Origin of the sequence: Halopseudomonas litoralis (assembly GCF_900105005.1) — a bacterium.
GTDB lineage: Bacteria > Pseudomonadota > Gammaproteobacteria > Pseudomonadales > Pseudomonadaceae > Halopseudomonas > Halopseudomonas litoralis.
Window position 1 is genome coordinate 2,815,764 of record NZ_LT629748.1, and the last position, 24,199, is coordinate 2,839,962.

General features: G+C 59.9%; 18 protein-coding genes and 2 pseudogenes. 9 read left to right on the forward strand and 11 right to left on the reverse strand.

Annotated elements, in window-relative coordinates:
• Positions 1 to 741: 741 nt before the first annotated feature.
• Positions 742 to 2,121, forward strand: coding sequence for an ATP-dependent RNA helicase DbpA (gene dbpA, locus BLU11_RS13570; RefSeq protein ID WP_090274244.1), 1,380 nt, complete (start codon positions 742 to 744; stop codon positions 2,119 to 2,121).
• 174 nt (positions 2,122 to 2,295) lie between these two features.
• On the opposite strand, the gene BLU11_RS13575 is transcribed toward dbpA, so the two are convergent.
• The 6 genes from BLU11_RS13575 to tkt form a co-directional block, all read right to left on the reverse strand.
• Positions 2,296 to 2,769: a hypothetical protein gene (locus BLU11_RS13575; protein WP_090274246.1), complete on the reverse strand. Its 474-nt coding sequence runs from the start codon at positions 2,767 to 2,769 to the stop codon at positions 2,296 to 2,298.
• A gap of 3 nt (positions 2,770 to 2,772) precedes the next feature.
• Positions 2,773 to 3,048 carry a hypothetical protein gene (locus tag BLU11_RS13580; RefSeq protein WP_090274248.1) on the reverse strand — a complete coding sequence of 92 codons (276 nt, stop codon included), beginning with the start codon at positions 3,046 to 3,048 and terminating at the stop codon, positions 2,773 to 2,775.
• A 48-nt stretch (positions 3,049 to 3,096) separates the two neighbouring features.
• Positions 3,097 to 4,161 carry a class II fructose-bisphosphate aldolase gene (fba, locus tag BLU11_RS13585; protein WP_090274249.1) on the reverse strand — a complete coding sequence of 355 codons (1,065 nt, stop codon included), beginning with the start codon at positions 4,159 to 4,161 and terminating at the stop codon, positions 3,097 to 3,099.
• A 143-nt stretch (positions 4,162 to 4,304) separates the two neighbouring features.
• Positions 4,305 to 5,465, reverse strand: coding sequence for a phosphoglycerate kinase (locus BLU11_RS13590; RefSeq protein WP_090274251.1), 1,161 nt, complete (start codon positions 5,463 to 5,465; stop codon positions 4,305 to 4,307).
• A 50-nt stretch (positions 5,466 to 5,515) separates the two neighbouring features.
• On the reverse strand, positions 5,516 to 6,559 hold the full coding sequence (gene epd / locus BLU11_RS13595) for an erythrose-4-phosphate dehydrogenase (protein ID WP_090274254.1): 1,044 nt from the start codon (positions 6,557 to 6,559) through the stop codon (positions 5,516 to 5,518).
• 2 nt (positions 6,560 to 6,561) lie between these two features.
• Positions 6,562 to 8,562, reverse strand: coding sequence for a transketolase (tkt, locus tag BLU11_RS13600; RefSeq protein WP_090274255.1), 2,001 nt, complete (start codon positions 8,560 to 8,562; stop codon positions 6,562 to 6,564).
• A 229-nt stretch (positions 8,563 to 8,791) separates the two neighbouring features.
• Between tkt and BLU11_RS13605 the strand changes: the two genes are divergently transcribed.
• On the forward strand, positions 8,792 to 9,781 hold the full coding sequence (locus BLU11_RS13605; RefSeq protein ID WP_090274257.1) for an ArsR/SmtB family transcription factor: 990 nt from the start codon (positions 8,792 to 8,794) through the stop codon (positions 9,779 to 9,781).
• Positions 9,782 to 9,841: 60 nt separating this feature from the next.
• On the forward strand, positions 9,842 to 11,032 hold the full coding sequence (metK, locus tag BLU11_RS13610) for a methionine adenosyltransferase (protein WP_090274259.1): 1,191 nt from the start codon (positions 9,842 to 9,844) through the stop codon (positions 11,030 to 11,032).
• A 30-nt stretch (positions 11,033 to 11,062) separates the two neighbouring features.
• On the opposite strand, the gene BLU11_RS13615 is transcribed toward metK, so the two are convergent.
• Positions 11,063 to 11,524, reverse strand: a complete 462-nt coding sequence (locus tag BLU11_RS13615; RefSeq protein WP_090274261.1) for a c-type cytochrome — start codon at positions 11,522 to 11,524, stop codon at positions 11,063 to 11,065.
• Positions 11,525 to 11,596: 72 nt separating this feature from the next.
• Between BLU11_RS13615 and ahcY the strand changes: the two genes are divergently transcribed.
• The 3 genes and pseudogenes from ahcY to BLU11_RS13630 all read left to right on the forward strand — a co-directional run.
• On the forward strand, positions 11,597 to 13,003 hold the full coding sequence (ahcY, locus tag BLU11_RS13620; protein WP_090274263.1) for an adenosylhomocysteinase: 1,407 nt from the start codon (positions 11,597 to 11,599) through the stop codon (positions 13,001 to 13,003).
• A 120-nt stretch (positions 13,004 to 13,123) separates the two neighbouring features.
• Positions 13,124 to 13,963, forward strand: coding sequence for a methylenetetrahydrofolate reductase [NAD(P)H] (metF, locus tag BLU11_RS13625; protein ID WP_090274265.1), 840 nt, complete (start codon positions 13,124 to 13,126; stop codon positions 13,961 to 13,963).
• Positions 13,964 to 14,122: 159 nt separating this feature from the next.
• Positions 14,123 to 15,514 (forward strand): annotated as a pseudogene (locus BLU11_RS13630) (DEAD/DEAH box helicase); the annotation flags it as partial.
• A gap of 181 nt (positions 15,515 to 15,695) precedes the next feature.
• Here the strand turns inward: BLU11_RS13630 and dld are convergent.
• The 3 genes and pseudogenes from dld to BLU11_RS13645 form a co-directional block, all read right to left on the reverse strand.
• Positions 15,696 to 17,420 (reverse strand): D-lactate dehydrogenase, encoded by a 1,725-nt coding sequence (gene dld / locus BLU11_RS13635; protein WP_231702205.1) that lies wholly within the window; start codon positions 17,418 to 17,420, stop codon positions 15,696 to 15,698.
• Positions 17,417 to 18,556, reverse strand: coding sequence for an FMN-dependent L-lactate dehydrogenase LldD (gene lldD / locus BLU11_RS13640; RefSeq protein WP_090274269.1), 1,140 nt, complete (start codon positions 18,554 to 18,556; stop codon positions 17,417 to 17,419). Before lldD ends, dld begins: the two co-directional genes overlap by 4 nt.
• 43 nt (positions 18,557 to 18,599) lie before the next feature.
• A pseudogene (locus BLU11_RS13645) lies at positions 18,600 to 20,293 on the reverse strand (L-lactate permease).
• 204 nt (positions 20,294 to 20,497) lie between these two features.
• Between BLU11_RS13645 and BLU11_RS13650 the strand changes: the two are divergent.
• The 3 genes from BLU11_RS13650 to BLU11_RS13660 all read left to right on the forward strand — a co-directional run bounded on the left by BLU11_RS13650 (position 20,498) and on the right by BLU11_RS13660 (position 22,810).
• The gene (locus BLU11_RS13650) at positions 20,498 to 21,262 is read left to right on the forward strand and encodes an FCD domain-containing protein (protein WP_090274271.1); all 765 of its coding nucleotides are present in this window, start codon (positions 20,498 to 20,500) and stop codon (positions 21,260 to 21,262) included.
• 84 nt (positions 21,263 to 21,346) lie between these two features.
• Entirely contained in the window at positions 21,347 to 21,946 is a 600-nt protein-coding gene (locus BLU11_RS13655) for a DUF3617 family protein (RefSeq protein ID WP_090274273.1), read from the forward strand.
• A 63-nt stretch (positions 21,947 to 22,009) separates the two neighbouring features.
• A complete protein-coding gene (locus BLU11_RS13660; RefSeq protein ID WP_172828693.1) occupies positions 22,010 to 22,810 on the forward strand; it encodes a universal stress protein in 801 nt (266 codons plus the stop codon).
• Positions 22,811 to 22,866: 56 nt separating this feature from the next.
• On the opposite strand, the gene BLU11_RS13665 is transcribed toward BLU11_RS13660, so the two are convergent.
• Entirely contained in the window at positions 22,867 to 24,051 is a 1,185-nt protein-coding gene (locus BLU11_RS13665; RefSeq protein ID WP_090274277.1) for an acyl-CoA dehydrogenase, read from the reverse strand.
• Positions 24,052 to 24,199 lie beyond the last annotated feature (148 nt).

A 24,199-nucleotide genomic window follows, 5' to 3' on the forward strand; every position in this document is an offset into this window, starting at 1 on the left:
GGGCCTGACCGCACCCTAGGTTGCATGGAATAACACCGCAATACCCTGTTCGGGTGAGCATGGCAGCTTGGGGACATTGTTATGTTGTGCCCATTTCCCCTGCTGACAGATTAGCCTTATAATGCCCTGCTGACGTAAAGTTGACAGATTGCGCAATAAAGCATAAAAAACAACAGAACTCTGGCGGTAAGCTGCAGCTGATGACATTATGCTACCTCTTATAACGATCCGGATTGTCAGGGTTTTCAATCGCTCCACGCCCGATCAAGTTATAGCAGAAGCAAAAAGCAGCACATGGAATCTGTGCCAGGCGGAAGAAAAGCGGGAACCATTCTTGTCTGATTACCTCAAAGGCCATTGTCAGGCTGAGGCTGGCTGGCGCTCGTATGGGAGACTGAGGTTGCACAGGAACAGTACAACTGCATGAATAATCTTTCTGCACTGTATGTATAACCGTCTGCCAAAGTCGTTTTGTCATTTGTATCGGCTCGCCGATCACGTAAACGGCAGTAGTAAATTATGAGTAACTCGAAACGGGGCTGGAATTGGGCCTACCACAAGGCGCGGAGTTATCACGTCTCGCGCTTTCAGGCGTGTTACCGCGCGACACGCTTTCAGCTATTTGGCGATACCGGGTCTTTCGTCACCCACGGCGGCTTCCGTAAATCGCGGATCCGCAGCTGACCGGGCACGGCACGCCTTCTGTTACACTGTGGCACCTACCATCTGCAGGTTGCCACCGTGAGCACAAACCCCTTCTCCTCTCTTCCATTGCCCTCTTCCCTGCTGAATACCATTGAGCATCTGGGTTATCAGAGCATGACACCCGTGCAGTCTGCTGCATTGCCGATCATTCTCGCTGGACAGGATCTGATTGCGCGCTCACGGACCGGCAGCGGCAAGACAGCCGCCTTCGGTATCGGCTTGCTGACCCCGCTCAACCCGGCCTTTTTCGGCTGCCAGGCGCTGGTGCTCAGTCCGACACGGGAACTGGCAGGACAGACCGCAACGGCGCTGCGTGCGCTGGCCCGGGGTATCCCCAACATCAAGATCATCACCCTATGCGGTGGCACGCCCTTTGGCCCGCAAGCGGCATCGCTGGAACAGGGTGCTCACGTCATCGTCGGCACACCGGGACGAGTCAAGGATCATCTGGAGCGCGGCACCCTGAGTCTGGACAAGCTCAATTGCCTGGTGCTGGACGAGGCTGATCGCATGCTGGACATGGGCTTTCATGAAAGCATCAGCGAGATCATTGCCCACACGCCCGAGCGGCGGCAGACACTGCTGTTCTCCGCCACCTACCCACCGGGTATAGAGCAACTCGCCGGACGCTTCCTGCGCGAGCCGCAACAGGTGGTCATCACCGAGACCGAGCCGGTCAATCCGATCACCCAGCGCTTCTATGAAATCACTGCCGACGACAGAATGAATGCGGTACTGCGCTTGCTGGCAGCAGAGCGCCCACAGCCCTGCATCGTCTTCTGCCATACCCGCCAGCAATGCCAGCAATTGCAGCAGTTGTTGGCCGGCAACGGTGTGAGTGCTCAGGCGCTGCATGGCGATATGGAACAGCGTGAGCGCGACCAGGTGCTGGCGATGTTCGCCAATCAGAGCTGCAGCGTGCTGGTGGCCACCGATGTGGCCGCACGCGGCATCGATGTGGAAGGCGTCGCAGCGGTGATCAACGCTGAGCTGTCACCTGATCCGGCGGTGCATACGCACCGCATCGGACGCAGCGGTCGCGCCGGGCAGCCCGGCCTGGCCTTGAGCCTGGTGGCCCCGGCCGAACAGGGACGTGCGCGCAGCATTGAACAACTGCTGGATCAGTCGCTGCCCTGGCAGGATCTGGATACACTACCCGAACGCCTCGACAAGCCGTTGCTGCCGCCAATGCGCACGCTCGCGGTATCCGGCGGGCGCAAGGACAAGGTTCGCCCCGGCGACTTGCTCGGCGCTCTCACCGGCGAGGCAGGCTTGCCCGGCGATGCCATCGGCAAGATCAGCATCAGTGATTTTCAGGCGTTGGTAGCGGTGCGCTGGGATCTGGCCAATACCGCTTTGGAGAGAGTGGAGGAAGGCAAGATCAAGGGCCGCAGATTCAAGGTGCGCCTGTTGTAGGAATCACACCCCGCCTACGCTGTCACGCAGCAAATCGGAGTTGTAGCGCCCCGGTCCGCGTTCGGGCGCTACTCCTGCTTCTGACGGTCTTGAAGCAGGTCGTCGAGCACGCGCTCGACAACCCGAAACTCCCACCCAACACGCGCTTCAGAAGGTTCCGGTGCGGGAGCCGCTTCAGCCCAGCACGCGCAACCCGCGCTTGCCCCGGGGACGCGTCAGGCGGCCGAACAGCCAGCTGCCAACCCCGACCGACACCATGATGGCCAGCAGGCCCGGCATTTCCAGCGTTGCGGCGGAAAAGCTGTAGGTCGGCAGAAACTGCCCCACGACCTTAAACGCCAGCCAGATACCACCCGCTCCTGCCAGAGCAAACAGCAACCAGCGCCACGGACGGAATACCCGCGACAACCCCTCGGCCACCGGCAAGGCCACCGCCAGCGTTGTCGCCACCATGATCAGGAACAACTGCGCAAAGCTCAGCAGGTCCGGCCAGGTATCGGCGAGTCGCGCGGTAACACTGGTGGGTATTTCCAGCTGTTGCAGCGCAGCCATATGAATCTGAGTCTGCACCAGACAGCCGAGAAAGGTCGCCACCAGGACGGCCAACAGATAGAAAGCGATGACTCGCAGAGTAGCAACCAGCGACATTGTCTATTCCTTGTCAGGCAGGTCCGGCAGATTGCGCAGAGCCTGTTCATAAGCCTCTAAGTCAAAAGGCGTGTTCTGTTCCAGCATCAGGTTGATGTGGTAAGCCAATACCTGAGCCATCAGGCCCAGAATATCTTCACGCCCATAGCCAACCAGGGTCAGCTTGTTCAGCGTGGCCTGAGCCGCCGCTGGCTCGCCCGCAGCGAGCTGGTTCTCTACCGCTTCAACCAGCTTTGTATGGGCAAAGGCCTCATCGGCCGTGTCATCGGATGAATGCATGTCTCGGACTCGCAGAAAAAGGCGCCGGCATGCCGGCGCCGTTACCGATCAGTTGATCTTGGGATCCAGTTCACCGCTTTCGTAACGCTGGAACATGCTTTCCAGGTTGATCGGCTTGATGCTGGACGCATGCCCGGCGGTGCCGAACGCTTCGTAGCGGGCGATGCAGACATCACGCATGGCCTTGACTGTTTCGGCGAAGAACTTGCGCGGGTCGAACTCGCTCGGATGCAGCGCCATGTGGCGACGCATGGCACCGGTGGAGGCCAGACGCAGGTCGGTATCGATATTCACCTTGCGCACACCATACTTGATGCCCTCGACGATCTCCTCAACCGGCACACCGTAGGTTTCCTTGATGTCGCCACCGTACTCGTTGATGATCGCCAGCCATTCCTGCGGTACCGAGGACGAACCGTGCATCACCAGGTGGGTATTGGGAATACGGGCGTGGATCGCCTTGATCCGGTCGATCGCCAGAATGTCGCCTGTCGGCGGCTTGGTGAACTTGTAGGCGCCATGGCTGGTGCCAATGGCGATGGCCAGTGCATCAACCTTGGTCTGCTTGACGAAATCGGCGGCCTCTTCGGGATCAGTCAGCATCTGCTCGAGATCCAGTGTGCCCTCGGCACCTACGCCGTCTTCCTCGCCGGCCTGTCCGGTTTCCAGACTGCCCAGACAACCCAGCTCGCCTTCCACGGATACGCCGCAGGCATGCGCCATTTCAACGGTGCGACGGGTAACATCGACGTTATAGGCGTAGTCGGTCGGCGTCTTGCCGTCTTCGCCCAGCGAGCCGTCCATCATCACCGAGGAGAAGCCCAACTGGATCGAGCGTTGGCAGATCGCCGGGCTGGTGCCGTGGTCCTGGTGCATGCATACCGGGATGTGCGGGAACTCCTCGATCGCCGCGAGGATCAGGTGCCGCAGGAAGGGCGCACCGGCGTATTTGCGAGCACCCGCCGACGCCTGCACTATCACCGGAGAATCGGTCTTGTCGGCCGCTTCCATGATGGCGCGCATCTGCTCCAGGTTGTTGACGTTGAAGGCGGGGACGCCGTAGCCGTGCTCGGCGGCGTGGTCCAGCAGTTGGCGCATACTGATCAGGGCCATGATGTTATCTCCGTAAGTGATATCTGTTGAAGCGGCACGTTGCAAGCTTCAGGAAGCAAGCTGTCGATGCAGGCTGACAGCTTACCCTCTTGACTTCAATTAGTGAGGCCGAGCAACCGCTCGGGCTCCCGGTCACTGGGCGCTCAGCGCGTTCTCTGCTGCAGAATCTCGACGGCAGGCAATACTTTGCCTTCGACGAATTCAAGGAACGCACCTCCGCCAGTGGAAATATAGGAAATACGTTCAGCTACACCATACTTGTCGATCGCTGCCAGCGTGTCGCCGCCACCGGCAATGGAAAAGGCCTCGCTCTCCGCAATCGCCAGCGCCAGGGTCTTGGTGCCTTCGCCGAACTGATCGAACTCGAATACCCCAACCGGGCCGTTCCACAGGATAGTCCCGGAAGATTTCAGCAGCTCGGCAAACTGTGCTGCCGTCTGCGGGCCGATATCCAGAATCATGTCATCTTCTGCCACGTCGGCTACCAGCTTGACGGTCGCTTCAGCATCCTCGGCGAAGGCCTTGGCCACCACCACATCCACCGGCAAAGGTACGCTGACCTTGGCCGCAATGGCCTTGGCAGTATCCACCAGATCAGGCTCATACAGCGATTTGCCCACCGGCAACCCGGCAGCGGCCAGGAAGGTGTTGGCAATACCGCCGCCCACGATCAACTGATCGCATTTTTCCGACAGGGCATTGAGCACGTCCAGCTTGGTCGACACTTTCGAGCCGGCGACGATAGCGGCCATCGGCTGGGCCGGCTTGTTCAGCGCCTTGGCCAGCGCATCCAGCTCAGCTGCGAGCAGCGGGCCGGCACAGGCAACCTTGGCGAATCTGGCCACGCCGTGGGTGGAGCCCTGGGCGCGGTGCGCAGTACCGAAGGCGTCCATGACGAACACGTCGCACAGCGCCGCGTACTGTCTGGCCAATTCATCAGTGTTCTTCTTCTCACCCGAGTTGAAGCGCACGTTCTCCAGCAGTACAACCTGGCCCGGCTCTACCTCAACACCGTTCAGGTAATCACGTACCAGTGGTACCTTACGGCCCAGCGCCTTGCTCAGATAATCGGCCACCGGGGCCAGACTGTTCTCCTCGCTGAACACGCCTTCTTCAGGCCGTCCCAGGTGCGAGCAGACCATTACGGCGGCACCTTTCTCCAGCGCCAGCTTGATCGTCGGCAAGGACGCCAGAATACGCGCGTCACTTTTCACCTGGCCGTCCTTGACCGGCACGTTCAGGTCTTCACGAATCAATACCCGTTGGCCTTTGAGATCCAGCTCACTCATGGTCAATACGGTCATTTACTATTCCTTGTCGATATGGATAAAACATAAGGCAGCATGCTGCAAACTCAACTATCGCGGTTCGCCAGTTGCAGCCAGTAATCCGCTACGTCCAGCATGCGATTGGCAAAACCCCATTCGTTGTCGAACCACACCAGCAGATTGACCAGCCGCGGCCCTGCCGCCCGGGTCTGACTACCGTCGACGATAGCTGAATGCGGGTCGTGGTTGAAATCACAACTGGCGTGTTGCAGCTCGGTGTAGTCGAGCAGGCCGTGATACTCAGACTCTGACGCGGATTTGAGCAGACGGTTCACTTCCTCCGCGCTGGTATCGCGTGAGGTTTGCAGGGTGATATCCAGCGCCGATACGTTGACCGTCGGCACGCGCATGGCCTTGGCCTGCACGCGACCGGTCAGCTCCGGCAGCAGCCGCTCGATGCCCCGCGCCAGTCCGGTGGAAACCGGAATCACCGACTGGAAGGCCGAGCGGGTACGCCGCAGATCGCTATGGTGATAAGCATCAATCACCGGCTGGTCATTCATCGCCGAATGGATAGTGGTGATGGATACCTGCTCCAACCCCAACTGGCGATTCAGGATATCCAGCACTGGCACACTGGCATTGGTGGTGCAGGAGGCGTTGGATACCAGCCGATGCCGGGCGTCGAGCCGCTGGTGATTGACGCCGTAGACCAGTGTGCTGTCCACCGCCTCGGCGTTGGCCATCGGCTGGGAAAACAGCACCCGAGGCGCTCCGGCCTGCAGAAAACGCTCGCCATCGGCGCGGCTGGTGTATTGACCCGAGCATTCGAGCAATAGATCGATATCCAGCGCGGCCCAATCGATATCCTCGGGCTGCGGCGCGCACAGCACCTGCACGCACTGGCCATTGATATGCAGACAATCACCATCGACCCGCACCTCGCCGGGAAACCGGCCATGGGTCGAATCGAAACGAGTCAGGTACTCGACGCTGGCCTGATCGGCCAGGTCGTTCAACGCAACGATCTGCATCGCATTACCGCCCCGCTCATGCAGGGCACGCAGCACGCAGCGCCCGATACGGCCGTAACCGTTGAGGGCGATGCGATAGGGTCGGTCGCGAGACATGCTCACTCGTCTTCGAGCAGTTCGTCAGCCACCAGCAGGATGTTGTCGACGGTAAAGCCGAACTCCTCGAACAACTCCCCTGCCGGAGCCGATTCACCGTAGCTGTGCATGCCGACGACACGGCCATCCAGACCCACATACTTGTACCAGTAGTCGGCATGCGCCGCTTCGATGGCGATGCGCGCGCCGACTTCCAGCGGCAGTACCGCCTGACGGTATTCGGCATCCTGCTGGTCGAACACGCTGGTACAGGGCATTGACACCACGCGTACCTTGCGGCCCAGTTCGTTGAGCTTGTCCCAGACCTGCATGGCCAGCCCGACTTCCGAGCCGGTGGCGATCAGGATCAGTTCCGGCTCACCTTCACAGCCTTTGAGCACGTAACCACCACGGGCGATGGACGCCTCGGTTTCATGGTCGCGGATATGGCATGGCAGGTTCTGACGCGAGAAGATCAGCGCGCTGGGGCCATCGTTGCGCTGCAGCGCATGCTTCCAGGCCACTGCCGATTCGACGGTATCGGCCGGGCGCCAGGTATCCAGATTCGGCGTGGTGCGCAGACTGGTCAGCTGTTCGACCGGCTGGTGAGTCGGGCCGTCTTCGCCCAGACCGATGGAGTCGTGGGTGAACACATAGATGACCCGCTGGCGCATCAGCGCCGACATGCGAACCGCGTTGCGCGCGTATTCCATGAACATCAGGAAAGTCGCACCGTAGGGCACCAGGCCGCCGTGCAGCGCTACGCCGTTCATGATCGCGGCCATGCCGAATTCACGCACACCGTAGTACATGTAGTTGCCAGAGGCATCTTCCTGCACGACCGGCTTGCAGCCGTCCCACAGGGTCAGATTGGAACCGGCCAGGTCGGCCGAGCCACCGAGCAGCTCCGGCAGCATCGGACCGAAGGCGTTCAGGCAATTCTGGCTGGCCTTGCGGCTGGCGATGTTCTCGCCCTTTTCTGCCACTTCGCGGATGTAGGCCGAGGCCTTCTCGTCGAAGTCAGCCGGCAGTTCGCCAGCCATACGCCGGGTGAATTCGGCAGCCAGTTCGGGGAATTCGGCCTGATAGGCGGCAAATTTCTCATTCCACTGCTGCTCGGCCTTGCTTCCGGCGTCTTTTGCATCCCACTCGGCATAGATGTCGGCAGGAATCTCGAATGGGACGTGCTTCCAGCCCAGCGCTTCGCGGGTCAGGGCAATCTCGGCATCACCCAGGGCGGCGCCATGGGACGATTCCTTGCCCTGTTTGTTTGGCGAACCGAAGCCGATGACGGTCTTGCAGCAGATCAGCGTCGGCTTGTCGCTCTTGCGCGCGGTTTCGATAGCCGTCTTGATCTCGTCGGCATCGTGGCCGTCGACATTGCGAATCACCTGCCAGCCGTAGGACTCGAAGCGGCGCGGGGTATCGTCGGTGAACCAGCCATGCACTTCGCCATCGATGGAGATGCCGTTGTCGTCATAGAAGGCAGTCAGTTTATTCAGCCCCAGGGTGCCGGCCAGCGAGCAGACTTCGTGGGAGATGCCTTCCATCATGCAGCCATCGCCGAGGAACACGTAGGTATCATGATCGACGATATCGTGGCCGGGCTGGTTGAACTGGGCCGCCATGATCTTTTCCGCCAGGGCGAAGCCGACCGCGTTGGCCAGACCCTGCCCCAGCGGGCCGGTGGTGGTCTCCACGCCCGGCGTGTAGCCCAGCTCAGGATGCCCCGGGGTCTTGCTGTGCAATTGACGGAAACTCTTCAGATCGTCGATCGACAAGTCATAACCGGTCAGGTGCAGCAGCGAATAGATGAGCATGGAGCCATGGCCGTTGGACAACACGAAGCGGTCGCGGTCAGCCCATGTCGGGTTGGCCGGGTTGTGCTTCATGAAATCGCGCCACAGCACCTCGGCGATATCCGCCATACCCATGGGCGCACCCGGATGACCACTGTTGGCTTTCTGCACGGCATCCATGCTGAGGGCACGTATGGCATTGGCTCGGTCACGACGACTGGGCATGAACAACTCCTGTGATTTGGCAAGACAGAGGGCGAAACGGCTCGAAACCGGTGCACCGGAAATAAAGGACGGCATTTTCGCCCAAACAGCGGCAACGGGCAATGAAAACCCCGAATGCGTTACGCAAAGACCGTGGTTACGAGACGAATGGAGGCGGGCACGACTCTATATCAAAACTTTTTGATACAGATATTGCGATAACCCCGTCACCCCACTAGACTGCTTCGCCATGAATGATCCAATCCGTCTCGCGCCTGCCGCGCCTACCGCCACCGAACAACTGGCCGCCTTCTGCAAGGCCGCGAGTGATGTGTTGCGGCTGGATATCCTGCGGGTACTGCGCAATGACTCCTTCGGCGTACTGGAACTGGCGCAGATCTTCGATACCCGTCAGTCCGGCATGAGTCACCACCTCAAGGTGCTGGCCAACGCCGGACTGGTCAGCACCCGACGTGAAGGCAATTCGATCTTCTATCGGCGCAGCCTGCCGGACGCCAGCGGCCCATGCCAGCACTTGCACGAGCCGCTGCTGCAGGGACTGGATGCACTGCCCTCCGACCCGCGGCTGAGCCAGGCGATTGCGGTCGTGCATGGGCAGCGCGGCGAGATTTCCCAGCAGTTCTTCGCCCGTTTTGCCGACGGCACGCCAGCCCAGCAGGACCTGATTGCGCATTTCGGTCTGTATCGCGAGCCTTTGCTGAGCCTGATCGACAGCCTGGCGTTACCTGCCAGCGGCCTGGCCATCGAAGTCGGTCCCGGCGAAGGCGGTTTTCTGCCGGATCTGGCCTCTCGTTTCGACCGGGTACTGGCACTGGATAACGCACCGGCTATGCTGGAAAGGGCTCAGCAGCAGTGTGCCGAGGCGGGTCTGAGCAATGTGGATTGCCTGCTGGCAGATGCCTTGCAGCCATTGGAGCTGCCCGCCGCCGACTGCCTGGTATGCAATATGGTGCTGCACCATATGCCGGCTCCGGCCGAGGCGCTGAAGCGTTTTGCTGATCTGCTCAAACCCGGCGGCAGTCTGGTACTGACCGAGCTGTGCAGTCATGACCAAAGCTGGGTCCGGGATACCTGCGGCGATCTCTGGCTGGGCTTTGACAAGGATGACCTGGCGCGCTGGGCCGAGAACGCCGGACTGGATGTCGGCGGCAGCCTTTATATGGGCCTGCGCAACGGTTTTCAGATTCAGCTTCAACAATTTACCAAGGACGACCGGTAATACGCGCACAAAGCGCTGTTTGCCCGGTAGCCGACCCCTGTTAACGAAAGGGCTATGACTATGAGCGACTACTCGATTTTCACTTCCGAATCGGTCTCCGAAGGCCATCCGGACAAGCTGGCTGACCAGATTTCCGACGCCGTGCTGGATGCCATCCTCTGCGAGGACAAATATGCCCGCGTGGCCTGCGAAACCATGGTGAAAACCGGGGTTGCCATCGTTGGTGGCGAAATCACCACCAGCGCCTGGGTCGATCTGGAAGATTTGGTGCGCGGCGTGATCAAGGACATCGGCTACACCTCCTCCGAGGTCGGTTACGACGCCGATACCTGCGGCGTGATCAACATCATCGGCAAGCAGTCACCCGACATCGCCCAGGGCGTCGACCGCCAGAACCCGGAAGACCAGGGCGCCGGCGATCAGGGTCTGATGTTCGGCTATGCCAGCAACGAGACCGACGTGCTGATGCCCGCCCCCATCACCTTCGCCCACCGTCTGGTCGAGCGCCAGGCAGAAGTGCGCAAGAATGGCACACTGAACTGGCTGCGCCCGGACGCCAAGTCGCAGGTGACCTGCCGCTATGACAACGGCAAAGTCGTAGGCATTGATGCCATCGTACTGTCGACTCAGCACAATCCGGAGATCGAGCAGGCCGATCTGCGCGAAGCGGTGATGGAAACCATCATCAAGCACGTGATCCCGGCTGATCTGCTGCACGCTGACACTCAGTACCACATCAACCCGACCGGCAAATTCGTCATTGGCGGTCCGGTGGGCGACTGCGGCCTGACCGGCCGCAAGATCATTGTCGACACCTACGGCGGCATGGCCCGCCATGGCGGCGGTGCCTTCTCCGGCAAGGACCCGTCCAAGGTCGACCGCAGCGCTGCCTATGCCGGCCGCTACGTGGCCAAGAACATTGTCGCCGCCGGCCTGGCCGATCGCTGCGAGATCCAGGTGTCCTATGCCATCGGCGTGGCCCAGCCGACCTCGGTATCGATCAACACTTTCGGCACCGGCAAGATCAGTGATGACAAGATCATCAAGCTGGTACGCGAGCACTTCGACCTGCGGCCCTACGCAATCACCCGCATGCTCGATTTGCTGCATCCGATGTACCGCGCCACTGCCGCCTACGGTCACTTCGGTCGCAACCCGTTCGAGATGACAGTAAAGGATGAGACCTTTACCGCCTTCCCATGGGAGAAGACCGACCGGGCTGACGCGCTACGCGCAGATGCGGGCATCTGATGGCACAGCCGCCGCGAAGGGTTCTCAGCGTCAGCGCCGGAAGCCGTCGTGGCAGCCTTTGCAGCTCTGCTGCACCGCAGTGAAAGCATCCGTGACCTGAGCGGGAGATTCAACGCCTTGCTCGGTGACCACAACCAGGTCAGCTACCGCACTGCGGTATTGATCAATGGCCTGGGCGAAGCCCTGGGGGTCAGACCAGACTTCGGGCAATGCAGCGTTCTTCTGCTGCGTGTCCCCCGGTTCAGGGAAATACGCCCAGGGCGCTTCGACCGAGTCGGCCAGGGCCTGGGCATGACCGGCAAAGGCCTCGCCGTCGAACGGCAGACGCTCGCGTAACATGCCGCCCATCGGCTCACTGTGGCTGAGAAAGTGCTTGAACGCCGCCTGGCGCTTGCCCTCGGGTGAGTTGGGGTCGACTTCGCTGCTGCAGCCGGCCAAGGTCAAACCAAGTGCAGCGAACAGCAGGATTTTGGGGTTTGGAACAGCAAACATCGTTACATCCCTTTGGAACATTGAGGGCGCTATCTTAACGCGTCTGACATCTGAAACTGATTGGAGAAATATATGAGCGCAGTTATGCAAGGCGATTTCGCCGACTACAAGGTGGCTGACATCAGCCTGGCCGACTATGGCCGCCGTGAAATCATCATCGCCGAGTCCGAGATGCCGGCGCTGATGGCCATGCGTCGCAAATACGCTGCCGAGCAACCGCTCAAGGGCGCGCGCATTCTGGGCTGCATCCACATGACTATTCAGACCGCGGTGCTGATCGAGACTCTGGTCGAGCTGGGCGCTGAAGTGCGCTGGTCATCGTGCAACATCTTCTCTACCCAGGATCATGCTGCCGCTGCAATTGCTGCTGCCGGCGTGCCGGTCTTCGCCTGGAAGGGCGAGACTGACGAAGAGTATGAATGGTGCATCGAGCAGACCATCCTCAAGGATGGCCAGCCGTGGGATGCCAACATGGTACTGGACGATGGCGGCGACCTGACGCTGATCCTGCATGAGAAATTCCCCCAGGTGCTGGACAACGTGCATGGCGTCACCGAAGAGACCACAACCGGTGTACACCGCCTGCTCGACATGCTGAAGAAAGGCACGCTGAAAGTGCCGGCGATCAACGTCAACGACTCGGTCACCAAGAGCAAGAACGACAACAAGTACGGCTGCCGTCACAGCCTGAACGACGCCATCAAACGCGCCACTGACCACCTGCTGTCCGGCAAGAAGGCGCTGGTCATCGGTTATGGCGATGTGGGCAAGGGCTCGTCCCAGTCCCTGCGCCAGGAAGGCATGATCGTCCGTGTAGCTGAAGCCGACCCGATCTGCGCCATGCAGGCGTGCATGGACGGTTTCGAAGTGGTGTCGCCCTATATCAATGGGGTCAACGATGGCACCGAAGCCAGCATCAACCGCGAGCTGCTGGGCAATATCGACCTGATCGTCACCACCACCGGCAACGTCAACGTCTGTGACGCCAATATGCTCAAGGCGCTGAAAAAGCGTGCCGTGGTGTGCAACATCGGCCACTTCGACAACGAGATCGATACCGCCTTCACCCGCAAGAACTGGCACTGGGAAGAGGTCAAGCCGCAGGTGCACAAGATCCACCGCACCGGCAAGGACAACTTCGATCCGGCCAATGATGACTACCTGATCCTGCTGGCCGAAGGCCGTCTGGTCAACCTGGGTAACGCCACTGGCCACCCCAGCCGCATCATGGACGGCTCTTTCGCCAACCAGGTGCTGGCGCAGATCCACCTGTTCAAGCAGGGCTACGCCAAGCTGGATCCCACCGCCAAAACCGAGCTGCTGCGCGTGGAAGTGCTGCCCAAGGAGCTGGACGAGGAAGTCGCACTGGAGATGGTCAAGGGCTTCGGCGGCATCGTCACCCAGATGACCCAGACCCAGGCTGATTACATCGGCGTACCGGTGAACGGCCCGTTCAAGCCGGATACTTACCGCTACTGAGGGCTTGCAGCTTGTGCACCTGGGCAGGCGTAGCGCACTTGCGCTACGCCTGCCCCCGGGGGCTGAAGCCTGTCGTCGAGCGAACGCCCGACAACCCCAGCGTGAAAGCAGAGATGAGTCATGACTACCAATAAAGATATTCCTGTCAGCTTCGAGTTCTTTCCAACCAAGACCGAGGCTGGCCACGAGAAGTTGATCGCTGCGGCCCATGTGCTGGCCGAACAGCAGCCCGAGTTCTTCTCGGTGACCTATGGTGCCGGTGGCTCCACCCGCGACCGCACCATCAATACCGTGCTGCAACTGGATCAGCAGGTGAAGATTCCCACTGCGCCGCACCTGTCCTGTGTGGGCGACAGCAACGAAGACCTGCGCCAACTGCTCAATGAATACCGCGAGGCGGGCATCCGCCGCATCGTTGCCCTGCGCGGCGACCTGCCTTCGGGTATGGGCCGCGCTTCCGGTGAACTGCGCTATGCCAACGAGCTGGTGGAATTCATCCGCGCTGAAACCGGTGATCATTTCATCATCGAAGTCGCCGCCTACCCCGAAGCGCACCCGCAGGCGCGCAATTTCGAGGCGGACCTTGAGAATTTCATACGCAAGGTCCAGTCGGGCGCTGACAGTGCCATCACCCAGTATTTCTTCAACGCCGACTGCTATTTCCACTTTGTCGACAGGGTCCGCAAGGCTGGCGTGGAAACCCCGATCGTGCCGGGCATCATGCCAATCACCAACTACACCAGCCTGTCGCGCTTCTCCGATGCCTGTGGTGCGGAAATCCCGCGCTGGATCCGCAAGCAACTGGAATCCTACGGTGACGATACTGCCAGCATCAGCGCCTTCGGCACCGAGGTGATAAGTCGGATGTGCGAGCGGCTGCTGGCCGGCGGCGCGCCCAGCCTGCACTTCTATACCTTGAATCAGGCACAACCGAGCCTGGCAATATTGCGCAACCTGTAACCGAACCGCCAGGGGGTGGCGCGCCTGCGCTACGCCTTGCAGGCGCGCTGTAAAGCTTTTTTCTACGGGGCCGGTTGATTTCTGTTACAATCCAGCCTCTTCTTTTTTCGGCCGCACGGACAGTCCTTGTTCGCAAACGGCCATCACAGGGTTATCTGAATGTCCTTTGCTTCTCTCGGCCTGTCCGACGCGCTGGTGCGCGCCGTGGCTGCCACTGGTTATACCACGCCTACACCTGTCCAGACCCAAGCCATCCCGGCCGTACTGGAAGGTCGCGACCTCATGGTTGCTGCACAGACCGGCACCGGCAAAACCGCTGGTTTCGCATTGCCGATTCTCGAATTGCTGTTCCCCAATGGCCAGCGCGCCGCAGGCTACAAGCGGGTTCCGCGTCAGGTCCGAGCGCTGATTCTGACACCGACCCGCGAACTTGCGGCCCAGGTGCATGACAACATTCGCTCCTATGCCACTGACCTACAGTTGCACAGCACCTGCATCTTCGGCGGCGTCGGCGCCAACCCGCAGATGAAAGCCATCGCCCCCGGTCTGGATATCCTGGTTGCCTGCCCGGGCCGACTGCTGGATCTGGTTGGTCAGCGCGCCGTCGATCTGTCTGCTGTCGAGTTTCTGGTATTGGACGAAGCCGATCGCATGCTCGACATGGGCTTCATCCACGATGTGAAGAAAGTCATCGCCAAGCTGCCGGCCAAACGTCAGAACCTGCTGTTCTCCGCTACCTTCTCAGCGGAGATCACCGATCTGACCAACCGCATGCTGCATAATCCAGCGCGCATTCAGGTCACCCCGCTGAACACCACCGTCGAGCGTATCGAACAACGTGTTTACCGTGTTCCGGCCGGTCACAAGCGTGCTCTGGTAGCGCATCTGATCACCGTTGGCGCGTGGGAACAGGTGCTGGTATTTACCCGCACCAAGCATGGCGCCAACCGTCTGGCTGAGTATCTGGACAAGAACGGCCTGCCGGCCGCGGCGATTCATGGCAACAAGAGCCAGAGCGCCCGCACCAAGGCCTTGGCCGATTTCAAAGCCAACAAGATCCGCGTACTGGTTGCCACCGATATCGCTGCTCGCGGCCTGGATATCGATCAACTGCCCCACGTGGTCAACTTTGAGCTGCCGAACGTAGCGGAAGATTATGTACACCGCATCGGCCGTACCGGCCGTGCCGGTCGCAGCGGCGAAGCCGTCTCGCTGGTCAGCGCTGACGAGGAAAAGCTGCTCAAGGCCATCGAGCGCCTGACCCGTCAGAAGTTCGATGAAGGCGATCTGCAGGGCTTCGTCCCGCCAGCTCAGGCCGAACTCAACAGTGACCGTCCGGAGCGTCCGCGTGGCGCCAACAACGGTCGCGGTCAGCGCCCGGCTGGCGGGCAAGCCCGTAGCCAGGGTCGCAACGACAAGTCACGCAGCACCACCAGTAATAAGCCGCGTCGTCCTCAACAGGCCCGCCCGGGCATCACCGAGCCGGATGATGCGGTCGCTCGCGAACGCCGCCTGCAGGCCATGGGCAACCGGGCGGTACCGGAGGCTCCCAAAGGCAACCGTCAGCGTGGTCACCGGGAAAAGCCGGCGCTGCTGAGCAACTGATCAGCATCCTGGGCGCAATCTGCGCCCTTTGCTCATTCGGCTGGACGCCCGGAACAACCGGGCGCCAACCAGATCAACGACGGCGCCTAATGCATAACTGGTCAGGAACCCGGACGTTATCGCACCACTACCCCCCGCAGCACTCACCCCACCCATGCTTCTTCGACGTATGGCCAATACCCGGATTGAAGGTATTGGTTGGATCCAGCTCGCGGTAGAAACCGGCGAGCGCCGGCTTCGCCACGTACAGATGCCCGACATTGTGCTCGGCCGGATATTCTGCGCGACGCTGGTCCAGTAGCGCCCACATGCGGTGCTCCATATCCAGCGCAGCGACTCCCTTCTTGATGATGTAGTCCTGGTGAAACACGTGACAGAAGAAATGCCCGTAGTAAAGCTTGTGGACGATCTGCTCTTCCAGCTCGGCCGGCAAGGTTTCCACCCACTCACGATCATTACGGCGCAACGCGATATCCAGCGCGACAATATCTTCGACGCTGCTGCGGTGCGCCTCGCGATAGCGAATCGCCGCACCGGCAATGGCGAAGCGATGCAGGAAGGCCTTGCGCCCCTCCTCCGCGGTGCACTCGAAATAACCAGCGCTGTCGCGTCCGGCAAAATACGCGGCGAGGAAGGTGCGGGTCTGTTCCAGCGTATCGTCGGACACCCGCAGCAGCAGGTGGTGCTCATACCGGTCACGGTAGACGCGCATCCGCGGCGGCAGATGACTGGGTAGCAGGTTCATCGCAACCTGAAGCATCCGGTCGGTCACGCCACGCAAGCCGAAACGTTCGAAGAAACCATCGATCCGGCTCTTCATGGCGAAGGCCGCCGGTACACGCGCGGTGCCGAACCTGTCGATCAGCAGGAAGGTATCCTTGCCGTATTTCTCACCGATATCAAAGGCGGTGCGGTGGATATATTCCCCGGCGATCGGCAGGCGCGGCAGGTGGGTCAGCAGATGGCGACGCACCTCGGTGAGATCCTCGGGCTCGTTGCTGCCGATATAGAAGACGCTGCTCGGCTCCTTGGCAAAGGTATCCAGACGCACGGCGAACAAACACAGCTTGCCGGCAGAGCCAGACGCTTCGAACAGCCGCGACGGATCAGCATTGAACCGCGCCGGGGTATCGGCATCCACCTCGCGCACATGCTCAGCGTAATGGGCATCCGATGCCGTGGGTCCCTCATCATTACGGATATGCTGCGGGCCGTAGTCGGCGTTCTGCAAACGCTCGAGGATCTCTTCGGGGCTATCGCCCAGCTCTATCCCCAGATGATTGACCAGCTCAAGGCTACCGTCTTCGCGCACCTGTGCATAAAGCGCCAGCTCGGTGTAGGCCGGGCCGCGGCGCACCAGTGCGCCGCCGGAATTATTGCAGACGCCGCCAAGCACCGAGGCACCAATGCACGACGAGCCGATGACCGAGTGCGGTTCGCGCTCCAGCGGCGCCAACGCCTGTTCCAGACGATCAAGGGTGGCACCGGGCAGGCAGACCGCTTGCCGTCCATCGTTGATCAGCTGTACACCGGTGATGCGCAGCGTATTGACCAGAACGATATCGCGATCATAGTCGTCGCCATCCGGCGTGGAACCGCCGGTCAAGCCGGTGTTAGCTGCCTGCATGATTACAATACAGTCAGCAGTCACGCTGGCGAGCATTAACTGCCACTGCTCCAGCAGCGTACCGGGACGCACTACCGCCAAGACCTTGCCTGCGCCGCTGCGATGCCCGCGACAAAAGCGCCGCGTGGTTTGCTCACCGGTCAACACATGGGAAGTGCCGACCACACCGCGCAGTTTGGCGAGTAGCGCAGCACGGCGATACTCTTTGGCAGCCGCGATGGTCACAGGTTCCGGACCAACAGTTCGGGAGTAATATCGCTGATGGATTTTGCTCCGGTCAGCACCATCGCCACGCGCATCTCCTTTTCGATCAGCTCCAGCAAATTGGTCACGCCATTTTCTCCATGCACCGAGAGCGCATAAATGAATGCCCGACCGATCAGCGTGCAGTCAGCACCAAGCGCGAGCATCCGCACCACATCCAGTCCGGTACGAATGCCGGAGTCGGCGAGGATCTTGATCTGCCCCTTGACCGCATCCGCGATAGCCGGCAGCGCCCGAGCGCTGGACAGCACACCATCGAGCTGGCGCCCTCCATGGTTAGATACGACGATACCGTCGGCGCCGAAACTCACCGCATCCTTGGCGTCCTGAGGATCGAGAATACCCTTGATCACCATAGGTCCATCCCAGAATTCGCGAATCCACTCCAGGTCGTTCCAGCTGATCGACGGATCGAAGTTAGCCCCCAGCCAGCCGATGTAATCGGCCAGGCCTGTGGGGTTGCCGCGATAGGCGGAGATATTACCCAGGTCATGCGGCTTGCCCAGCAAGCCGACATCCAACGCCCAGCGCGGATGAGTCATCGCTTGTAGTACGCGACGCATCGGACCATTTGCACCGCTCATGCCCGAATGAGCATCGCGATAGCGCGCGCCCGGTACTGGCATGTCGACAGTGAAAACCAATGTAGTCACCCCGGCGGACTTGGCCCGCTCGAGCGCATTCTTCATGAAGCCGCGATCACGCAACACATACAACTGGAACCACATTGGACGATCGATGGCTGGCGCCACTTCCTCGATCGGACAGACTGAGACAGTCGACAGCGTGAAAGGAATGCCCTTGGCCGCCGCCGCACGCGCGGCCTGCACCTCGCCGCGCCGAGCATACATACCCGTGAGTCCCACCGGGGCCAGAGCCACAGGCATCGCCAGAGTCTCATCAAACAGCCGGGTTTCCAGGCAGAGTTCGGACATATCTTTCAATACCCGCTGGCGCAGGGCGATGTCGGCAAGATCTGCGGTATTGCGCCTGAGCGTATGTTCAGCGTACGCACCGCCATCAAGGTAGTGAAACAGAAAAGGTGGCAACCGGCGCTCAGCGGCGGCGCGGTAATCGGTGGAGGCGGAAATGATCATCGAACTAATCCCATACTGTGTCGTAAATAGTCAACGGCTGCCATCAACTCATGGCCACCGGGTCGGTCAGGCCCAACACATAACAGCCCAGCAGCGTCAGAATACCGGCCAGAGTTACATAGTAGAGCGTCGGCCCCGCAGTCTTGCGCAGTGTCAGCCCTTCGCGCCCCAGCATCCCGACGGTCGCCGAAGCGGCCACCACGTTATGGATCGCGATCATATTGCCAGCGGCAGCACCCACGGCCTGGCCTGCAATCACCAGCACGGTGGACAGTCCCAGACTGCTTGCCACGCCGAATTGAAATTGACTGAACATCATGTTCGAGACGGTATTGGAACCCGCCAGGAACGGCCCAGCGCACCGATGGCCGGCGCAAACAAAGGATAGATACCGCCCACGTTGTCAGCAACGAAGTGGGCCAGAGCCACTGGCATGCTGGGCAGATCGGCAGCATTCACGCCCGAATTGATCAGAATACGCACCATGGGTACGGTGAACAGCAGCACGAAACCTGCGCTGAACAGCACACCGCCGGATTCCCGCACCGCCCGACCGAACTCGCTCAAACGCATGCGGTGAATAAAGAAAGTCGCCAACACCACCGCCACCAGCACGCCGCCGGGCAAGTAAAGAGGATCGAGACCGGCATTGATGCCCGCCTCACCCAGAATACCGGTGAAAGTAATCGCCACGCTTTTCAGAGCTGCGGTCACCCCCGGGAAAACCCGACTGATCACCAGCAGAATGCCCACCAGCACGTAGGGAATCCAGGCTCGCAGACTGCTCATAGGACGGCTGCCGAGGTCCTCCACACGCATCTCGATGGTACCCACCCAGCTCGACGGCCAGTCCTTGCGATCCGCGAATTGCCAGACGTTTTGTGGTACCAGAAAGCCAGAGCGCGCCGCCAGGACCACTATCGACAGCCCGACCAGCCCACCCAGCAGCGACGGAAACTCCGGCCCGAAAAATATACTGGTCGCCACATAAGGCAGCACAAAGGCCAATCCAGCGAACAGCGCGAAAGGCACAGCCTCCCATCCTGCCTTCCAGCTTTTATCCCGACCGAAGTACCGCGTCAGCATCAACACCATGATCGCAGGCATGACGACGCCCACCATCGCGTGAATAATGGCAACCTTCACCGTTACCCACTGCACATAATCCGTCCAGGCATATCCATGGACCGCCAGCAACTCGCCGAGCGCGCCGTTATCGACACCGGCGGTAACACCGACAATGATCGGCGTACCCACTGCACCGAAGGACACAGGCGTGCTCTGCAATAACATCCCCATCAGTACCGCTGCCATCGCCGGAAAGCCCATCGCCACCAGCAGCGGCGCGACAATCGCCGCCGGAGTACCGAACCCGGAAGCTCCCTCGATGAAGCAGCCAAACAACCAGCAGATGATCACCACTTGAATGCGCGGGTCAGGACTGATGGCTGCAAAGCCGAGGCGAATTGCCGCAATGCCACCAGAATATTTCAGGGTATTGAGCAACAGAATAGCGCCGAAGATGATCCATAACAGACTCAGCGTGATGATCAGCCCCTGCAAGGTCGAGGACAACACCCGGTTGAAACTCATGTCCCAGGCGAACAGAGCGATCAATACGGTGACAGCATAAACCACAGGCATGGCGGTCCTGGCCGACCAGCGAAGCCCGATCAATAAAACACCGGCCAGAAGAATGGGGGCAAAGGCGAGCACAGCGAGAAGTGCAGAAGACATATGGCGCTCCGTAATTATTATTGGAGAAGCTTCTGGCAAATTGGTAATACCAATTTGCCAGGCATGTGGATCATCGTAAAAAAGCTGTACTGCAGTGTCAAACAGGATTTACTAGACATTGGTCTTATAAGCGGAAAAACTTTTCGATAAGAATTTTAGTCGGCATACTTCTCCATTCATTGGTCAGACCAACAGGAGTACTGGATGGAGATCGGTCAGATCCAACAAAAGCGGCTATCAGACAATATCGTTGAACAGCTCGAGTCGATGATGCTCGACGGCATATTGAAGCCAGGAGAACGATTACCGGCGGAACGCCAGCTGGCGGAGCAGTTTGGCGTTTCTCGGCCCTCCCTGCGCGAGGCGATTCAGAAACTCGCGGCACGCGGCTTGTTGGTAAGCCGTCAGGGCGGTGGTAATTACATCACCGAATCCTTGGGTTCCAGCTTCAGCGACCCGTTGCTGGAGTTACTCGAAGGCCGCCCCGAGGCCCACCGGGATCTGTTGGAGTTTCGTCATACGCTGGAAGCCGATTGCGCTTATTATGCCGCCCTGCGCGCGACCGAAGTGGACCATCAGCATTTGCGCAAGGCCTACGAGGCGCTGCAAGCCTGTTATACCCGGGAAGGAGGCAGCAGAGCTGAGGAGGGTGCCGCCGATGCGCGCTTTCACCTGGCCATCGCCGAGGCCAGTCACAACATCATCCTGTTGCACACCATTCGCGGCCTGTTCGACCTACTCAAGCGCAACGTAGTGACAAATATTGGTGGCATGTACGCCTTGCGCCCGGGTACCCGCGCCATGCTGATGCGCCAGCATCGGGAATTGCTGGAGGCGATTATCGAAGGCCGTGCCAAGGATGCCCGACGTCATGCCAGCGAACACATCGATTTCGTACGCGAGGTGCTGGCCGAACACCAGCAGGAAGAGCAACGTCGCAGCCGAGCTAAACGCCGGGACAAGCACTGAGACAGTCAAAACCGGACGTTTTTTACCGCAGCGGCTATAGTGATAAGTCCCAATGAAGGGTTGGCTATTTGTCAGGAGATCTAGATGAAGAAAAGCGCCCCATCCGCACTCGTGCTGCTGGTTCCGCTTACGTTGTCTGCGCACGCCTATGAGTTGAGCCCCAAACCGGAAGCAGGTTTATGGCGTAGCGAAACGCGCATTTTGATCAATGGCGAGGACCCTATGCCAACCATTCGGCAATCCCAGCAACAGCTGCTCGAACAATTGCCGGCAGACCAGCGGGATGCGCTGGAAGGCGTCGCAGCCCAGCGCAACCCCGGCATCAGGATGGAATGCATCACGCCACAACAGGCGTCCAGCATGGTGCACATCGATGAAATGAGAAGGAAGATCCAGCGCAATGTGCCGGAGTGCGAACTGACGGTGAGTTCAGCGGAGCGCTCCCGCTTGCGCGTCAGCGGCGATTGTCGCGGCGAGAACGGCTTCGAAGGTGATATGCAGGGCGAACTGGAAATCATCAGCAGCCAGGAAATCCGTTCATCCTTTCTCGGGCATGGCCACTTTCAAGTGGTCCATGAGGGTGGGGGCAGCGGCCAGCCATCGAACATTCAGCAGCTGGAAATTTCCCGCTGGACATCACCGGACTGCGGCGCGATAACACCGAACGAACGCCTGTCATTCTGATTTAAGCCTTCTGCTCCGGTCACCGTCGACTAGACTGACTATATGACAACAGGAGATGAGGCCATGCTGAAACATTGTATTCTCGGCTTTGATTATTCCGAAAGTTGGCAGAAAACCTGCGATAGATTGCCATCAGTGGTGCAGATGGCTGGCATCCACAGGTTGACCATAGTGCATGTGGTGGATACCACCCGCCGGATGAGCGTTGAAGATAGCGAAGCCGCTGCTGCCGGCCACCTCAAGGACCTGGCAGCCAATCTGGGCAGCGAGCTGGGGATCGAGGTGGATTACGAGGTGCGTCGCGGCTTCGCGGCTACCGAGCTGCATGAAGCCGCGCGACGCCATGATGCCAATGGGATCATCGTTCTCAACCAGAGCCACTCCGCGGGCCGCGCCTTTTTCTACGGCAATATCACGCTGAACCTGGCGCGGATAACGCGTGTGCCCCTGTTGATCCTCGCAGCAGACGGTCCGGCAGTGGAGCCCAGCGCGCCTGTGCTGCTGGCCACCGACGGCTCGGCGCCAGCCCGCGTTGCCCAGCGTTGTTTCGAACATTTTCTGCAAGATGGCAGGCAGGGTATGGTGGTATGGGTCAAAACCGAACATGACGATGACGAAGCCACTATCACTAATCTGACGGCCGACCTTATCAGCCGCCATGGTCAGGTTGTGTCTCGCCATGTGAAAGGCGACGCAATACAACAGATCGTCAAGGCGGCAGAAACTGAGCAGGCGGCGCTGGTCATTCTAGGCAAGCGCGGCACCACACCGCTTCAGGATCTGATGATCGGCAGCACCGCCGAAGGCGTGGCTCGGGAAAGTCGTCAACCTGTGCTAATCATTCCTGCCAATACGGCGTTCTGAAAGCAAAAAGCCCCGGTAACCGCTACCGGGGCTTTAGTAGAACGCGTGCTTGGTACTTAGAAGAACGCCTGCAAGCCTGTCTGAGCACGCCCCAGAATCAATGCGTGCACATCGTGAGTACCTTCATAGGTATTCACCACTTCCAGGTTCACCACATGGCGAATGACGCCATACTCATCGGAAATCCCGTTGCCACCCAGCATGTCCCGCGCTACCCGGGCGATATCCAGCGATTTGCCGCAGGAGTTGCGCTTCATGATGGAAGTGATTTCCACCGAGGCGGTCCCTTCGTCCTTCATGCGGCCCAGGCGCAGACAGCCCTGCAATGCCATGGTGATTTCGGTCTGCATGTCGGCCAGTTTCTTCTGTACCAGCTGGGTCTGCGCCAGGGGGCGACCGAACTGGAGACGGTCCATGGTGTACTGGCGGGCGGTGTGCCAGCAGAATTCAGCCGCGCCCAAGGCGCCCCAGGCGATACCGTAACGGGCCGAGTTCAGGCAGGTGAAGGGGCCACGCAGGCCGGTCACGCCCGGCATCAGGTTCTCTTCCGGCACGAATACATCGTCCATCACGATTTCACCGGTGATGGAAGTACGCAGGCCGACCTTGCCCTTGATCGCCGGAGCGCTCAGCCCCTTCCAGCCCTTCTCCAGAATGAAGCCGCGGATCAGATCATCTTCGGTCTTGGCCCAGACAACGAACACGTCGGCAATCGGACTGTTGGTGATCCACATCTTGGCACCCTTGAGCAGGTAGCCACCATCGACTTTCTTCGCCCGGGTGATCATCGACCCCGGATCGGAACCGTGGTTCGGCTCGGTCAGACCGAAGCAGCCGATATATTCACCGCTGGCCAGCTTCGGCAGATATTTCTGCTTCTGCTCTTCAGTACCGAATTCATTGATCGGCACCATTACCAGCGAGGACTGCACACTCATCATCGAACGGTAGCCGGAGTCGACACGCTCTACTTCACGGGCGATCAGACCGTAGCATACGTAGTTCAGGCCACTGCCGCCGTACTCGACAGGAATGGTCGCGCCCAGCAGCCCCAACTCGCCCATTTCACGGAAGATGCTGGCATCGGTGTCCTCGTTGCGGAACGAGTTGAGCACCCGTGGCATCAGCTTGTCCTGGCAATACTGCGCCGCCGAGTCGCGCACCATGCGTTCTTCTTCAGTGAGCTGCTGATCCAGCAGCAGCGGGTCTGCCCAGTTGAAAGTTGCTTTACTGTCGGCCATGAAAACTCCGTATGTCGCTTGTTGTGATGATGCAGATGAATACCCTGCAAGAGATGCAACAAGACTAGTCGCCCCCAACCATGCGAGCAACCGCGTTTTTCTCAGCACACTGTGCTAGATTGGAACTCCGAGAATCAGCTGCCAGTGT

Bases quoted from the DNA above. Each gene is read 5' to 3' on its own strand.
- BLU11_RS13575 (WP_090274246.1), bottom strand. From the start codon at position 2,769: ATGTCGCTGGTTGCTACTCTGCGAGTCATCGCTTTCTATCTGTTGGCC.
- BLU11_RS13580 (WP_090274248.1), bottom strand. From the start codon at position 3,048: ATGCATTCATCCGATGACACGGCCGATGAGGCCTTTGCCCATACAAAG.
- fba (WP_090274249.1), bottom strand. From the start codon at position 4,161: ATGGCCCTGATCAGTATGCGCCAACTGCTGGACCACGCCGCCGAGCAC.
- BLU11_RS13590 (WP_090274251.1), bottom strand. From the start codon at position 5,465: ATGACCGTATTGACCATGAGTGAGCTGGATCTCAAAGGCCAACGGGTA.
- epd (WP_090274254.1), bottom strand. From the start codon at position 6,559: ATGTCTCGCGACCGACCCTATCGCATCGCCCTCAACGGTTACGGCCGT.
- tkt (WP_090274255.1), bottom strand. From the start codon at position 8,562: ATGCCCAGTCGTCGTGACCGAGCCAATGCCATACGTGCCCTCAGCATG.
- BLU11_RS13605 (WP_090274257.1), top strand. From the start codon at position 8,792: ATGAATGATCCAATCCGTCTCGCGCCTGCCGCGCCTACCGCCACCGAA.
- metK (WP_090274259.1), top strand. From the start codon at position 9,842: ATGAGCGACTACTCGATTTTCACTTCCGAATCGGTCTCCGAAGGCCAT.
- BLU11_RS13615 (WP_090274261.1), bottom strand. From the start codon at position 11,524: ATGTTTGCTGTTCCAAACCCCAAAATCCTGCTGTTCGCTGCACTTGGT.
- ahcY (WP_090274263.1), top strand. From the start codon at position 11,597: ATGAGCGCAGTTATGCAAGGCGATTTCGCCGACTACAAGGTGGCTGAC.
- metF (WP_090274265.1), top strand. From the start codon at position 13,124: ATGACTACCAATAAAGATATTCCTGTCAGCTTCGAGTTCTTTCCAACC.
- lldD (WP_090274269.1), bottom strand. From the start codon at position 18,556: ATGATCATTTCCGCCTCCACCGATTACCGCGCCGCCGCTGAGCGCCGG.
- BLU11_RS13650 (WP_090274271.1), top strand. From the start codon at position 20,498: ATGGAGATCGGTCAGATCCAACAAAAGCGGCTATCAGACAATATCGTT.
- BLU11_RS13655 (WP_090274273.1), top strand. From the start codon at position 21,347: ATGAAGAAAAGCGCCCCATCCGCACTCGTGCTGCTGGTTCCGCTTACG.
- BLU11_RS13660 (WP_172828693.1), top strand. From the start codon at position 22,010: ATGCTGAAACATTGTATTCTCGGCTTTGATTATTCCGAAAGTTGGCAG.
- BLU11_RS13665 (WP_090274277.1), bottom strand. From the start codon at position 24,051: ATGGCCGACAGTAAAGCAACTTTCAACTGGGCAGACCCGCTGCTGCTG.